Genomic DNA, 13,213 nt, shown 5'->3' with positions numbered 1-13,213 from the left:
ATAGTGCGGTTGAGTGGATTTGCGCACGCTATTCAAATTCTGATGCAAAAGACTGAAGCCGTTTCCTTTATAGGGAACAGCCTCAGTCTTTTTTATTTTCATTAAAACACTTCATTATAATTTGTTAATTCCCGCAGCGCTTTTTCCTCCGCGGGAATCCGTACGGACAGCATCCAAATATTTAATAGAAAAAAGAGTCCTGCTGTGAAGTAGGCGCTGAATAATAATGGCAATACAATGAGTTCGGTTGTAACGATGACATAGTTAGGATGACGGATCCAGCGGTACGGGCCTCTCTTCTGTACATTCGCTCCAGGCAAGATCAGGATTTTGGTATTCCAGAACTTGCCGAGTGATGACAGACACCAGACGCGCAGCACTTGCATCAGTAAAAAGATTACGAGCAGCATGCCAGAGACAGGTGATAATGGACGATTGAATATAACAACTTCAGCCAGCAGGGAAACGAAAAACGCCGCATGCATTAATACCATCCACTTATAATGTGAGGCCCCCGCTTCAATTGCCCCTTCGCTGCGCATCCATTGTTCGTTGCGTTTGGCGATAAGGAGTTCGACGAGCCGCTGCATGACAACAATAATGAAGACGAACAGGAACAGCTTGCCCATCTTACTGCCACTCCAACAGCAGCAGTTCGCCGCAGAAGCCTGGACCGAGTGCTGCCATCAAGCCGTACTCGCCTTCAGCAGGCTGCTGTTCGATAAAATCTTTCAGCACATACAGTACGGTCGGTGAAGACATGTTTCCGTGATGCTGCAGAATCTTTTTAGAAGCGGCGGTTTGTCCTTGATCCAGCTGAAGTGCTTTCTGATACGCGTCCAGCACTTTCTTGCCGCCGGGATGTGCGACAAAATGCAGAATGTCTTTCATCGTCAGGTCATGCTCTCCCACGAACTGATGGACAAACGGACCAAGCCAGCTTTTAATGACAGCAGGAATACTTTTTGAAAACACTACATGCAATCCGTCGCTTTTTATATCCCAGCCCATCACATCTTCAGAGTCCGGCATGAATCGGGACGACGTGGCACGGATTTTCGGCATCGGCCGTGTGCTCTTGACTGTTGACTGCTCGCCTGACACCAGTGCGCAGGCCACGCCGTCCGAGAACAGCGACATGCCGACCAGATTACTCTTCGTCACATCATCACGCTGGAACGTTAAGCTGCACAGTTCTACAGCGAGCACAAGAACATTGGAATCAGGGTACGCTTTGCAGTAATCAAAAGCCCGGCTCATTCCGGAAGCGCCGCCCGCGCAGCCTAGCCCCCATATCGGAACACGTTTGATGTCATGGCGGAACGGCAATTGATTAATCAGGCGAGCATCAATACTGGGAGTGGCGAGTCCGCTGCTCGATACGAAGAAAATCGCATCAATCTCGGCAGGGTCTACCGCGCGTACGAGCGTTGCTGTATTGCTCAGGCATTGTTCGACAGCCTGTTTGCCCAGTGTGACGGCATGCTGAATGTACAAATCGTTTTTCGTTTCAAAATCATGCGCTTGTGCATACCATTCCAGGGGCATGCACACTTGACGTGTGTCGATTTCGCCGTTTTGGAACACTTTTAATAAACGGTCAATGTCTTTAAAGGAATCCGAAAATAAAGAACGGGCAAATGACACAGCTTCTTCCTGCGGCAAATCCACGGGGGGTCTGACTGTGCTGACAGATTGAATGATAGGCATAATTAGTAACCTCCGTTAGAGTAAGTAATGATGAGCATGAGCGGTGTGTTATGCCGCGGCATCTAGTACACTATATGCACTGAACGAGGAGGACTTGTCTTGAAGATAAAATTAAGTATATTAGATCAATCTCCTGTTACATCAGGCAGCAATGCGCAGGAAGCTCTCCGGCAAACAGCTTTTTTGGCGAAGAAAGCGGATGAATGGGGATATCTCCGCTTCTGGGTGTCTGAACATCATGACGCGGTGACGCTTGCAGGCTCATCACCTGAAATTCTGATGGCACATCTGGCAACTGTCACATCAGCTATCCGCATCGGGTCTGGCGGTGTCATGCTACCTCACTATTCCCCTTATAAGGTGGCTGAAAACTTTAAAGTGCTCGAAGCTTTGTTTCCGGGGCGTATTGATGCGGGTGTAGGACGTGCACCGGCCGGAATGCCGCGCGCGACATATGCATTGAACAATGGCCGTTATCAAAATAAAGAACAGTTTCCGCAACAAATTGACGATTTACTGATGTATCTCCATGACGACTTGCCGGCAGATCACCCATACGAAGGTCTGAAAGCTGTACCGCTGACAGACAGCGCCCCGCCTGTCTGGGTGCTCGGCACAAGTGAACGGTCGGCGGCTTTAGCTGCACAAAAAGGTCTGCCGTATATGTTTGCACAGTTTATTAACAGTGAAGGGGGTGCAGAGGCGGCAAAGTATTACCGGAATCATTTCAAAACTTCTCGATTTGCCGCAGCACCTCAGCAAGCTGTGGCTGTCTTTCTGATTTGTGCCGAGACAGAGGAAGAAGCAGATCGTGTTGCTTCATCATTGGATCTGCTGTTCATTATGCAGCAGCAAGGAATGAAAATTGATGGCACGCCTTCCCCAGAAAAAGCTGCAGCTTATTCATACAGCCAGCTGGAGCGGGAACTCGTGCAGCTCAATCGGGAGCGGATGATAGTGGGTACTCCTGAATCGGCCTATAAACAACTGGTACAATTAGCGGAAGAATTTCAGGCGGAGGAAATTATGCTAGTTTCGATAACGTATGATTTTCAAGATAAACTAAAATCGTATAAACTGATTATGAATGAGTTTTTGAAAGGAGAGAAGAATAATGAAACTGATTGACACAGACTATCGATTAGCAGAAAAGGAAAAGCATGTGCTGAAAGTCGCGAATGTAGAAAATGCGGTCATCATGAATCTTCAGCTGCGCGCAGGCGAAGAAATTGCGGAACATGACGCGGATAAAGAGGTATTCATCATCGTACGTAAAGGAAAAGTGCGGTTTGATGTGGAAGGGGCACCGGTAGAAGTAACGCCGGGAAATGTGCTGCATATGGAGCCGCTGGAAAAGCACAGCTTACATGCACTCGAAGACTCAGATATTCTGGTCATTCAAGTAAAACAGTAAAATAAAAACAGGCCGCCGTTATTTTTGCGGGAGGCCTATTTTTTTACAGTGAGCCAAAACCATCAGGGAGAATGTTACTTATTGCTGAATGGATTGGCACAGCTTTCGTAAACTTGCGATAAAACCTTCTGTCTGTTCAACTGTCCGTTTTTTCGGACCGCGTAAACGTCCGCCTGCACGACGGATCTTCTGTGCTTTATGACGCGCAGCGAGTAATTGATCAATATTGTCATTTGTATACCACCGGCCGTTTTGATCGATAGGTAATCCCTGTTTTGCCAGCGCCATTGCTGCCAGGCCATAATCCTGTGTAACGACAATGTCACCTTTTTTGATGCGGTTCACCAGAACGAAATCCACGGCATCCGCTCCTTTAGAAACCATAATCGTTTCCGCACCTTCCCGATGCATTTCATGTGCTGTATCACAGATCAGCACGCATGGCAAGGTAAATTCTTTGGCGACCTCTATCGTTTCATTAATCACTGGACAGCCGTCTGCATCCACTAAAATCGATGTCAATCACTTCCGCTCCTTTCATTTATCTCAGCAGGTTTAGTATAGCAAATATCGGGAAAAATAAGTGAAAACAGAAAATTGGGGTGACGTAATGGCTGATTTATCAAAAGATCAACGCACTACTGTGGAACAGCGCGAGCAATACGGACGGGAAATGAATGCCAAAAATGCTGCAACAGAAAATGTAGAAGTTCCGCCTGAAACGGCAGCGCTGGCGGAACATGAAATACCGCCGCCGCTGACTGAAGAGGAAATCCGGGCGAAAGTCGGCAATCAAAATTATGAAAATGCGAATGATGACAGCGCACCTACATCTATCAACAGCTGATGAAGCGCGCCAAACAAAAGGGACATGCCAAATGTTCCTTTTTTTTGCGTGAAAAAGACAATGAAACCAATCCTGCACGCAATTCGTATACATATTATACAATCAGACTATGGAGTGATCATCTATGAACGAAGGATATTTTGTCGGATGGGGCACATTAGCTTTAATTAATGCAGTATTGGCACAAGGGAAAAACCGAAGCGGATTAAACTGGTTTATTCTTTCGTTATTTCTGGGACCATTAGCAACGCTCTTCTTAGCGCTGTCAGGCAAAAAGTGATAAACTATTTAGGAAACCGAAATAGTGAAGGGAGTAATTAACACCATGCAAATTCATGCAGAAATTTTATTCGCAAATGACGGACGAGTAACTAAAAATCAATTGGTAAAACAATTCGTAGACAATCAGACGGGAGGATTTTCTACATTTGTTCATGACGGAAAACAGCTTGTTGTCATAAAAGATAAAGAGTGGAAGTCGTTAGAAGCGATTCGCAATGTTGCAGGGGAGATGTCCCGGAGTCTTGCCGCACAAAAAGTGGCGTCTGCTTCCATACGTGCAGATCAGCTCGGGCAAAAGTGGTCAGCAGTTGATGATGCAGTCACTGCGTTTGTGGAAGGATGGCACTTGGGGGCATATAATTTCGATCGTTATCAGTCCAAGAAAGCGGATCCAGTAACGAAACTGCAAGTAAATGGAGCAGACTCGGCCGCAGTGAAATCAGGGGAAGTGCGGGCAGCAGCCATGGCATTTTCTCGTGATTTAATGAATGAACTTTCTGATGTCTTAAATCCGGAGACATATCCTGAGATATTGAAAGACCATTTCAAGGATACGAAAGTGAAAATTGACGTACTGACCAAAAAAGAAATCGAAGAGCGTGAAATGAACGGCGTATTGACAGTGTGCCGGGGCAGTAAATATGACCCTTCATTCGTCGAAATGACATTGCAGACAGATGCATCGAAGCCGCTTGTCGCTCTTGTCGGAAAAGGCGTAACGTACGATTCAGGCGGCATCAGCTTAAAAGGCGGCCGTGATGACAGTGATATGCGCATGGATATGGGCGGCTCGGCAGCGGTTAGCGGCGCCTTATCGCTTCTTGCACACTCTGACGCTAAAGTGAATGTCGCAGTGCTTATTCCAATGGTGGAAAACACACCGGGGCCGGATGCAGTGATGCCGGGCGAAGTCATTCAATTTAAAAACGGCATCAGTGTCCAAGTCGGTAACACCGATGCAGAAGGCCGGCTCATTTTAGCGGACGGATTAATCCGTGCAGGAGAACTTGGCGCAGACTACACGGTGGACATTGCGACATTGACAGGTGCAGTTGTCAGCGCACTCGGCACGGAAATAGGCGGGGTCTTCGGTGATGAAGAACTGTCTTATCAAATGAAGAAAATTGGCGACCAAAACGGCGACTTCATCTGGCCGCTTCCGTTGGTGGATGAGTACGAAGAATCGCTGGACAGTGCGTACGCGGATATTAATAATATCAGTTCGTTATCCGTTGCAGGATCGATCACGGCAGCTCTATTCCTGCGCAAGTTTGCTCCGGAAACGAATTGGCTGCACGTGGATATGGCGGGTGTCATGGATAAGCAGAAGCCAAAAGGATACTACACTAAATCCGCAACAGGCTACGGTGCCAGATTGCTCGCAGATTTTACAGCTTCACTGTCTAAATAACCATGTAAAGAATGAGACTGGGACATAATATGAAAAAAGCGTAAAGGAGTTTATATTATTCCCTTACGCTTTTTTTATGTCTATTTTTTAATAAATACTTTGCAAAGCATTTGAGTGGACCGGAGCGGAAAAAGGCCGACTCCTGCGGGATTTAGCGCGAATGTTGAGACCCCGCAGGAGCGCCAGCGACGAGGAGGCTCAAGCGCGCCCCGCGGAAAGCGTGCCTTTTGGAGCGCAGGGGAACCAACTTTATTTTTAATTTTGTCCCAGCGGCATTTTTGTAAATTTTACTGACATTTTTAATGGAATCCGCTGGGGGATATTTATTGAGATGTGCAAGAAATTGCGGCCTGGCGGCTGTCGTTTTGTGAAAAGAAGCAGTCAGCGAGGAGGCTGTATGATCCCTTGGACGGTGCTTGCGGATCAGATCATGAAAATAATGACGGAGAAGAAATTCCGGCCAGAATGATTAATAAAGCTACAGATGCAATGATAGCCGGTTTCATAAAGACAGGTTCTTCTTTTACTAATGCTTTAATCGCGTAAATTATAGAGATGACAAATATGAAAGGCCAGACGAACCACGTCCATAGATAAAGAATACTAAAAAGCTTCATGAGGCTGATAAACATAGACTTCACTCCTTCGATAATAATAAAACTCCGCAGAAAACTATTCAAAACATACATAGGATACATGCTTTGTTACTTTTATTTCCCCCGTTTTACAAAGTTCACACATTTCGTAAAATAGAAGGCTATACTGAAATGTCTGAAAAGAAGGAAGATATTTGTAGTATATAGTATAAAATTGTTTTATAAAAGAATTATTTCAAAGGGGAAGTGTCTGCGTGAAAGGTATTTTTCAATTGTTTTGCAGCTTAGCGCTTTGTCTGGCCTATTCACCGGTGAATTTGATGAAATCTATAGGCACCATAGTATTCATAACAGAAGATTAAAGAGCTGAAAATCCTATGCAGGCATCTCGGAATTACCAATACATGGCTGGCATTATCGAAGTGAAATGAAAAAGACGGAGGGAAGAAAAGTTTCCCGTCCGTCTTCCATTATGTACATAAGATGACTTCGCGAGAAAATGTTCCTTTGCGTGCAAGGCACCGGTCCGTAATTTCAAAACCGGAGATTTCAAGCATTTCATCCATGTTTTCAATAGTAATAATCAAACAGCGTTTGGCGATGCGCCGTGCTTCTTTTAATATTTCAAGTTGCCCTTCAGCTGTAATATGCGTAAACAGATTATACGGCATGTCGATAATTGCAACATCGTACATTTCGTTCACTTCCGCAATCGGTCCGATCGTAACGCTGCCTTCTAAACCAAAGTGGGCTATATTTTTGCGCGATCCGTAGACTACAAGCGGATTAATATCCCGGCCTTCAATTGGAATTCCCATCGACAAGGCTTCGACTAATACCGTGCCAATTCCGCAGCATGGATCGATTACCCGTATGCCTTCCGGGTGAGGTACTGCAATATTAACTGCAGTTCTTGCCAATCGTGTGCCAAGTGCAGTGGAGTACATATGCGGCTTCTGCTGATGAACATGCCAGTCGGAAGAACTGTAGAGTAATTCACCCGCATACCAGCGTTCATCGATGTGCATAATTCCAATCAGCAATTCCGGGTCATCCAGTTCGGGTTCACCTGTAATCTGAAGCCCGATTTTACGTTCGATTTCCCTCCGTCTCGCATGGCCAATTCTGGATGTTCCGCTGAGTTCCATATCATTCAGGCAGACGGTTTTAAATAGCGGAGCCACATCCAGACGGGAAGATTTCTCTTCTAATTGTTCTATACTATCCGCTTCCAGCCACACTTCAAGCCGGGCCTGCATAAATGGGCTTCGGGAAGGGTCAACTGCAATATCGCTTTTCAGCACATTGCCGCTGACATCCTTCCCGAAGAAAGCCCGCATTTCCATCCGGCATAATTCTTGCTCATCGCGATGCCGGATATACGTATACAAAAATTGAGAAGTCATTGGTTTTCCGTTCTCATTTCATTCAGGCCGCCAAGTGCGTCATGAAGCAGCTGCAGGGCATCTTGAATCGGCATGCTTTCGTTAAACCCTTCGATTGGATCAAGCGGCATATTCACTTCCCAGAAACCTTCATTGTCTGAAAATGACATGCTAAAACCGGTCAGCTGATGCTGAAGCTTTTCTTCAATATATGAACGGATTGCTTCGCCTTCTTTTTTTCTGCCCTGTAAGCCGAACAGTGCCATATATGTCTTAAACATATCATCTACTTCCAGTACAAGCGAATCGACTTGAATGTTGTCGAAATCAGGAGAATCAATAAAAAGGAATTCAGTGATCTCTGACTTCAAATAAGAAATCGGCTGCTGTAAAAAACGCTCATCTGGGGTACGCTGGATTTCTTCTGTTTCTTTCACACAAATTTCTATCGTGTTGATTGTTAATGGATTCATTTCATTCACTCCTCGATAGTAAGTATAACGGATTATTTTTCGGGATACCACGGATTTAAGTGAATTAACACTTCATCGACATCTTCATTTTCAGCCATAATTAAATTGCGCAATCTGCTAGAGATGATATGTCCTTCCTGAATTGTCAAATCACCGGCGACACCGATGCGAATATCGACCAATACATAGTGGCCATGCTCTCTTGCGCGAAGACGGTCAATTCGTTTCACTTCAGGAATTGAGCAGATCAGCTCTTCAAAGGAGAGAAGACGGTCATCGCAAACACTTTTCTCCATTAAAATGTCGACGCTTTCTTTACCAATTTCCATGGCAATCTTGAATACAAGAATGGATACAATGATCCCCGCTATTGGATCACCATAAGCCAGCAGCGGCCAATCGTAGGCATCACCGAGTAACGCGAGTCCGATTCCGACAACTGCTGCAAGCGAGGCGTAAACATCCGCTAAATGATCATAGGCCGTCGCGATGAGTCCTTTACTGTTTTCAGCCTTTCCGACGCGTATTGTATACACATACAATACATATTTCCACACAAGTGATAAGACTGCCGTGAGCAATGCAATTGTACTCGCAGCTGCCGGTTCTTCAAATAACGCCAGTACGGCTTCAAATGCAATATAAATGGAAGCTAAACCTAAAATAATCGCTACGATACTGGAACCGATGACTTCCGCTTTACCGTGACCGTACGGATGATCTTCATCAGCAGGCCGTTTTGAAATCCGCATGGATGTCAGCGCAGCCGCTGAAGCGACCACATCTCCTGCGTTGTGGAAACCGTCTGCGAGCAGAACGGGGCTCTTGAAAATGAAACCAACGATGAGTTTTAAAACAGTTAACACAATATTACTAATTAGGCTGATCCAGATAGCCAGGACCGAAGAAAAAGAATGTTCCTGTGTACGGGTAGTCATAATAGTTTCTCTCCTCTGCTAGTGTTTCCTTTAAGCAACAAAAAAACCTCGCCTAGTGCAGGCGAGGTTTGGATACATTTTAATTGTTGGTTTGGGACAAAGTTTCTCATTGCCATCACTCATTCATTTGTAGTGCATCTATTATCGCATGACTCCGCTGTTTATGCAACTTTTTGCTGTATAACTGAAAGTAGAAAAATGTCTGTCACTGTGTCATTATAAAAGAATAGAACCGTTACAACTGTGTAACGTCGATATGATTCATACATGAATTCGCATAAAAATACAATTGGAGAGGTTTGATGAACAATGAAACTTTGGGGCGGACGTTTTAGCAGTAAAGCAGATGAAATCATGGAGAAGTTCAACAGCTCCCTGCCCGTTGATTATCGGCTGTACAAAGAGGATATCGCGGGGAGTCTCGCGCATGTCACGATGCAAGTTCATTCAGATCTATTATCACCTGAAGAAGGCGAATTGCTCGTTAACGGATTACAGTCTATTTTAGCAGATATTGAATCAGGCGCATTACCGATCGAAGGCAACTATGAAGATATCCATTCATTCGTTGAAATGCACTTGACCGAACGGGTGGGGGAAGCCGGCAAAAAATTACATACAGCGCGCAGCCGAAACGACCAGGTAGCGGTCGATATGAGACAGTATGCAAGGAATCAAACAGCTGTCGTTATGGATGCATTACAGGTGCTGATCGATTCGCTTGAAGCGAAAGGCAAAGCAAATAATGTCATCATGCCAGGCTATACACATTTGCAGCGCGCACAAGTTGTGACATTCGGACATCATTTGGGCGCTTACGCGGAAATGTTCAAACGCGATAAAAAGCGTGTGCAAAATGCCGCAGAGATACTGAATGAAAATCCGCTGGGCTGCGGCGCACTTGCGGGTACGACGCATGATATTGACCGTCAGGTGACAACGGACTTGCTCGGTTTTGATAAGCCTGTTGATAATTTCCTCGACGGCGTCAGCGACCGCGACTATCTGTTGGAACTACTGTCTGATTTCTCACTGATCATGATGCACATGAGCCGTCTGAGTGAAGAGCTGATTCTTTGGAGCAGCCAGGAATTCCGCTTCGTCACGATCTCGGATGCATATTCCACAGGAAGCAGCATCATGCCGCAAAAGAAAAATCCGGATGCGGCTGAACTGATCCGCGGGAAGACAGGACGTGTATATGGCTCGCTGTTTGCACTGCTGACGACATTGAAAGGTTTACCGCTGACATATAATAAGGACATGCAGGAAGATAAAGAACAATTCTTTGATGCGCTTGATACGGTATTGGATTGCCTGGAAGTGATGTCCAAAATGATAGATACATTACAAGTGAATGCTGATCAAATGAAAGCAGCCATCAAAGGCGGATTTCTGAATGCAACGGAAGTGGCCGATTATTTGGTCGCTAAAGGCACACCATTCCGTGATGCCCACGAAATCGTCGGTAAAATGATCATCTATTGCGAGCAGGAAAACAAAGCGATTGAAGACTTGACAGTTGGGGAGCTTCAGCAATTCAGTGAGCAAATTGAAAATGATATCTACGATTATATTGACTATGAAACAATTATTACAAAGGGTAACAAAGGATTGATGAAAGGCGAGTAAGAGGCAGATGAAGCAGCTCTCTTCATCAACCCGCACCCGCATAATCGGGCAACTTGACCGATCCGCAGTTTCAGGGAACCACTAGGCGAAGCTGCACTTCCAATTTATAGGTATCAAAAAAGCCTGCGGAAATCCGCAGGCTTTTCATCATCAGTAATTATTCATTTGATTATTCAACTAGCGGTTTCCGCTGGGCATAGGCAACGATAAAGCCGATCAGACCGAATACGAGTGCGGGAATGATCCAGCCAAGGCCTTGTTCATATAAAGGCAGAAACTTCAAAAAATATGTAACCGGTCCCAGATTGATTTTGAATGCACTCAGCAGATCAAAGAACCCGATAATACCGGCAGCAAGCAATCCGAGGATATACACTTCGTGATAGCCTTTAAATAACGGGTGAAACAGCCGGAATGAAATCAGCACAATTGCCAGCGGATAAACGCCGATTAATACCGGCAGCGTAATTTCAAGCAATTTTGTTAAGCCGATATTCGCCACGATAGTAGTAAATGTACAAATTACGAATACGAGCATTTTGTATGAAATCCCGGGTATCATCTTGGATAGATAGGTAGAACTCGCGGAGACCAGCCCGACAGCTGTTGTCAAACAGGCAAGTGTAACAGCGAGACCGAGCAGATACAATCCGCTGTTTCCCATCAGCGCATATGCAAGCTTCGCTAAAATATCGCCTCCGTTATCCGCACCTTCCGCCACAATACGGCTTGTCGATCCCAAATACGCAAGGCCTGCATAGACCAGACTTAAGCCCACCACAGCAATGGTTCCGGCTTTCATCGTAATCGAAGTGATTGCTTTGCGGTCTGTAATGCCTTTTGCCTTCACAGCGTTAATGACTATAATCGCAAAAACGAGTGCGGCAATCGCATCCATAGTTCCATATCCTTCAATAAATCCCTTTGCAAAAGGCGCTTCTGTGAATGGCTCCATGGCGGGGCCGGCTTGACCAACAGGCTTTATAATTCCTGTCACGATAATCAATGTAACGATAGCCAGCAGGGCAGGGGTCAGAATACTGCCGAAACGGTCCACAATTTTATTCGGCTTTAATGCCAGCCAAATCGTGATTGCAAAGAAGGTAATGGAGAAAATTGCCAAAGCCAATGTTTCAGCTGAAGCGGGCACAAATGGCGATACCGCAATTTCAAATGATACCGTTGCAGTTCTTGGCATACCAAAGAAAGGACCGATGGAGAGATAGACAATAAGAGGGAAGATCATGGCGAATAAAGGAGATGCTTTACTTGCCAAATCGCTTAATTGATTTCCGCTCATTGTCACAGCGACGACGCCGAGGTAAGGCAGGCCGACACCTGTAATTAAAAATCCAGCCAGTGTGATCCACGTCTGTGTACCGGCCTGCTGACCGAGAAGAGGCGGAAAAATCATATTTCCCGCGCCAAAAAAGAGGGCAAACATCGTTAGCCCTAACTTTATCGTATCGAATTTTGTAAAACTTTTCATTTGGAATTCCTCCTGATGTACTCTGAGAAGCGTATGTATCTTGAAAATGATAAATCGCACAGGTATTCATTATGTTGCTGTAATACTATATGATAAGTGATAATGTTCTGTCAAGTTTGCTGAAAGAGATTCTCAATTAACAGCAATGATGGAAAAAAGACCCTGAAAAAAGGACTCCCCGAAGAGAATCCTTCATCTATTTACCCCATAATGTGATAGCCGGCATCCACATAGATGACCTCGCCCGTCACACCGCTTGATAAATTACTGAGCATCGCTATCGTCATATCCGAAACTTCCTCCGGTTTTACATTTCGTTTCAATGGTGCACGTTCTTCAATCTGGCCGAGAATTGTATTAAAGGAAGGAACACCTTTTGCGGATAATGTACGGACCGCACCGGCAGAGATTGCATTGACACGAATATTTTGTTCACCAAGCTCAGAAGCCAGGTAGCGCACAGACGCTTCAAGAGCTGCCTTCGCCACACCCATTACGTTATAACCTTCGAGAACACGTTCAGCTCCTAAATAACTCATCGTAACGATTGCGCCGCCTTCCGTCATATAATGACGTGCTTCACGTGCTGCCGCCACCAGTGAATACGAACTGGAATCTTGCGCGAATGCATAGCCCTCACGTGTAGTTTCAACGAATGGATTATGCAGATCTTGCTGATGCGCGAATGCGATAGAGTGAACCACACCATGGATGACACCGACCTGTTCTCCGATGGTTTTGAAAGCGTGTTCGATGCTTTCATCACTATTTACATCACACTGCACAATTTGTGCTGCGGTAAATTCATTTTTCTCCAATGCCTTTTCCAGCTTTTCACGTGAACGGTCTTTACGGTAGGTGAAAATGACATTCGCCCCGACTGAAAACAATGCTTTTGCCACGCCCCAGCCTATGCTGCGTTCATTCGCGACACCCATAATTACAATATTTTTCCCTGATAATTTTAATAAATCTACCATAATAGCCTCCTGAAATTCCTGTATTCATTTGATCTTATTATACTCTCCATAATAAT

General features: G+C 45.3%; 15 protein-coding genes. 6 read left to right on the top strand and 9 right to left on the bottom strand.

What is annotated here, in order from left to right:
* Positions 1–101: 101 nt before the first annotated feature.
* Both SporoP33_RS03325 and SporoP33_RS03320 read right to left on the bottom strand, forming a co-directional pair.
* Entirely contained in the window at positions 102–629 is a 528-nt protein-coding gene (locus tag SporoP33_RS03325; protein WP_081242438.1) for an isoprenylcysteine carboxyl methyltransferase family protein, read from the bottom strand.
* A gap of 1 nt (position 630) precedes the next feature.
* Complete coding sequence (locus SporoP33_RS03320) at positions 631–1,710, bottom strand: type III polyketide synthase (RefSeq protein WP_081242437.1); 1,080 nt, start codon at positions 1,708–1,710, stop codon at positions 631–633.
* 99 nt (positions 1,711–1,809) lie between these two features.
* Here SporoP33_RS03320 and SporoP33_RS03315 point away from each other — a divergent pair, with 99 nt between their 5' ends.
* Together SporoP33_RS03315 and SporoP33_RS03310 are read left to right on the top strand one after the other, a co-directional pair.
* Entirely contained in the window at positions 1,810–2,838 is a 1,029-nt protein-coding gene (locus tag SporoP33_RS03315) for an LLM class flavin-dependent oxidoreductase (protein ID WP_081242436.1), read from the top strand.
* Positions 2,825–3,124 carry a cupin domain-containing protein gene (locus tag SporoP33_RS03310; RefSeq protein WP_081242435.1) on the top strand — a complete coding sequence of 100 codons (300 nt, stop codon included), beginning with the start codon at positions 2,825–2,827 and terminating at the stop codon, positions 3,122–3,124. The genes SporoP33_RS03315 and SporoP33_RS03310 overlap by 14 nt, the downstream gene beginning before the upstream one ends.
* Positions 3,125–3,202: 78 nt before the next feature.
* On the opposite strand, the gene SporoP33_RS03305 is transcribed toward SporoP33_RS03310, so the two are convergent.
* Positions 3,203–3,646 carry a YaiI/YqxD family protein gene (locus tag SporoP33_RS03305; RefSeq protein ID WP_081242434.1) on the bottom strand — a complete coding sequence of 148 codons (444 nt, stop codon included), beginning with the start codon at positions 3,644–3,646 and terminating at the stop codon, positions 3,203–3,205.
* A 61-nt stretch (positions 3,647–3,707) separates the two neighbouring features.
* Here SporoP33_RS03305 and SporoP33_RS03300 point away from each other — a divergent pair, with 61 nt between their 5' ends.
* The 3 genes from SporoP33_RS03300 to SporoP33_RS03295 all read left to right on the top strand — a co-directional run bounded on the left by SporoP33_RS03300 (position 3,708) and on the right by SporoP33_RS03295 (position 5,664).
* Entirely contained in the window at positions 3,708–3,971 is a 264-nt protein-coding gene (locus SporoP33_RS03300; protein WP_143565484.1) for a hypothetical protein, read from the top strand.
* 124 nt (positions 3,972–4,095) lie between these two features.
* Complete coding sequence (locus SporoP33_RS16200; protein ID WP_169535198.1) at positions 4,096–4,251, top strand: hypothetical protein; 156 nt, start codon at positions 4,096–4,098, stop codon at positions 4,249–4,251.
* A gap of 45 nt (positions 4,252–4,296) precedes the next feature.
* Positions 4,297–5,664: a leucyl aminopeptidase family protein gene (locus tag SporoP33_RS03295; RefSeq protein WP_081242432.1), complete on the top strand. Its 1,368-nt coding sequence runs from the start codon at positions 4,297–4,299 to the stop codon at positions 5,662–5,664.
* Positions 5,665–6,092: 428 nt separating this feature from the next.
* Here SporoP33_RS03295 and SporoP33_RS03290 read toward each other — a convergent pair whose 3' ends face one another.
* The 4 genes from SporoP33_RS03290 to SporoP33_RS03275 all read right to left on the bottom strand — a co-directional run bounded on the left by SporoP33_RS03290 (position 6,093) and on the right by SporoP33_RS03275 (position 9,056).
* The gene (locus SporoP33_RS03290) at positions 6,093–6,296 is read right to left on the bottom strand and encodes a hypothetical protein (RefSeq protein ID WP_081242431.1); all 204 of its coding nucleotides are present in this window, start codon (positions 6,294–6,296) and stop codon (positions 6,093–6,095) included.
* A 434-nt stretch (positions 6,297–6,730) separates the two neighbouring features.
* Complete coding sequence (locus tag SporoP33_RS03285) at positions 6,731–7,666, bottom strand: TRM11 family SAM-dependent methyltransferase (protein ID WP_081242430.1); 936 nt, start codon at positions 7,664–7,666, stop codon at positions 6,731–6,733.
* The gene (locus tag SporoP33_RS03280; protein WP_081242429.1) at positions 7,663–8,118 is read right to left on the bottom strand and encodes a hypothetical protein; all 456 of its coding nucleotides are present in this window, start codon (positions 8,116–8,118) and stop codon (positions 7,663–7,665) included. Before SporoP33_RS03280 ends, SporoP33_RS03285 begins: the two co-directional genes overlap by 4 nt.
* Positions 8,119–8,150: 32 nt before the next feature.
* Positions 8,151–9,056 carry a cation diffusion facilitator family transporter gene (locus SporoP33_RS03275; protein ID WP_081242428.1) on the bottom strand — a complete coding sequence of 302 codons (906 nt, stop codon included), beginning with the start codon at positions 9,054–9,056 and terminating at the stop codon, positions 8,151–8,153.
* Positions 9,057–9,365: 309 nt separating this feature from the next.
* Between SporoP33_RS03275 and argH the strand changes: the two genes are divergently transcribed.
* The gene (gene argH / locus SporoP33_RS03270) at positions 9,366–10,688 is read left to right on the top strand and encodes an argininosuccinate lyase (protein WP_081242427.1); all 1,323 of its coding nucleotides are present in this window, start codon (positions 9,366–9,368) and stop codon (positions 10,686–10,688) included.
* Between the two features lie 169 nt (positions 10,689–10,857).
* Here argH and brnQ read toward each other — a convergent pair whose 3' ends face one another.
* Together brnQ and SporoP33_RS03260 are read right to left on the bottom strand one after the other, a co-directional pair.
* Positions 10,858–12,177, bottom strand: coding sequence for a branched-chain amino acid transport system II carrier protein (gene brnQ / locus SporoP33_RS03265; RefSeq protein ID WP_081242426.1), 1,320 nt, complete (start codon positions 12,175–12,177; stop codon positions 10,858–10,860).
* A 200-nt stretch (positions 12,178–12,377) separates the two neighbouring features.
* Positions 12,378–13,157 (bottom strand): enoyl-ACP reductase FabI, encoded by a 780-nt coding sequence (locus tag SporoP33_RS03260; RefSeq protein WP_081242425.1) that lies wholly within the window; start codon positions 13,155–13,157, stop codon positions 12,378–12,380.
* Between the last annotated feature and the right edge of the window lie 56 nt (positions 13,158–13,213).

It is taken from the genome of Sporosarcina sp. P33, assembly GCF_002077155.1.
In the GTDB taxonomy this organism is placed as follows: Bacteria; Bacillota; Bacilli; order Bacillales_A; family Planococcaceae; genus Sporosarcina.
Note: the sequence above shows the minus strand (reverse complement) of the source record. Positions and strands in the feature narration are given on the sequence as shown.

What these genes read in the sequence shown, in the direction of transcription:
- SporoP33_RS03325 (WP_081242438.1), bottom strand. Translation starts at nt 629, where the DNA reads ATGGGCAAGCTGTTCCTGTTCGTCTTCATTATTGTTGTCATGCAGCGG.
- SporoP33_RS03320 (WP_081242437.1), bottom strand. Translation starts at nt 1,710, where the DNA reads ATGCCTATCATTCAATCTGTCAGCACAGTCAGACCCCCCGTGGATTTG.
- SporoP33_RS03310 (WP_081242435.1), top strand. Translation starts at nt 2,825, where the DNA reads ATGAAACTGATTGACACAGACTATCGATTAGCAGAAAAGGAAAAGCAT.
- SporoP33_RS16200 (WP_169535198.1), top strand. Translation starts at nt 4,096, where the DNA reads ATGAACGAAGGATATTTTGTCGGATGGGGCACATTAGCTTTAATTAAT.
- SporoP33_RS03295 (WP_081242432.1), top strand. Translation starts at nt 4,297, where the DNA reads ATGCAAATTCATGCAGAAATTTTATTCGCAAATGACGGACGAGTAACT.
- SporoP33_RS03290 (WP_081242431.1), bottom strand. Translation starts at nt 6,296, where the DNA reads ATGTTTATCAGCCTCATGAAGCTTTTTAGTATTCTTTATCTATGGACG.
- SporoP33_RS03285 (WP_081242430.1), bottom strand. Translation starts at nt 7,666, where the DNA reads ATGACTTCTCAATTTTTGTATACGTATATCCGGCATCGCGATGAGCAA.
- SporoP33_RS03280 (WP_081242429.1), bottom strand. Translation starts at nt 8,118, where the DNA reads ATGAATCCATTAACAATCAACACGATAGAAATTTGTGTGAAAGAAACA.
- SporoP33_RS03275 (WP_081242428.1), bottom strand. Translation starts at nt 9,056, where the DNA reads ATGACTACCCGTACACAGGAACATTCTTTTTCTTCGGTCCTGGCTATC.
- argH (WP_081242427.1), top strand. Translation starts at nt 9,366, where the DNA reads ATGAAACTTTGGGGCGGACGTTTTAGCAGTAAAGCAGATGAAATCATG.
- brnQ (WP_081242426.1), bottom strand. Translation starts at nt 12,177, where the DNA reads ATGAAAAGTTTTACAAAATTCGATACGATAAAGTTAGGGCTAACGATG.
- SporoP33_RS03260 (WP_081242425.1), bottom strand. Translation starts at nt 13,157, where the DNA reads ATGGTAGATTTATTAAAATTATCAGGGAAAAATATTGTAATTATGGGT.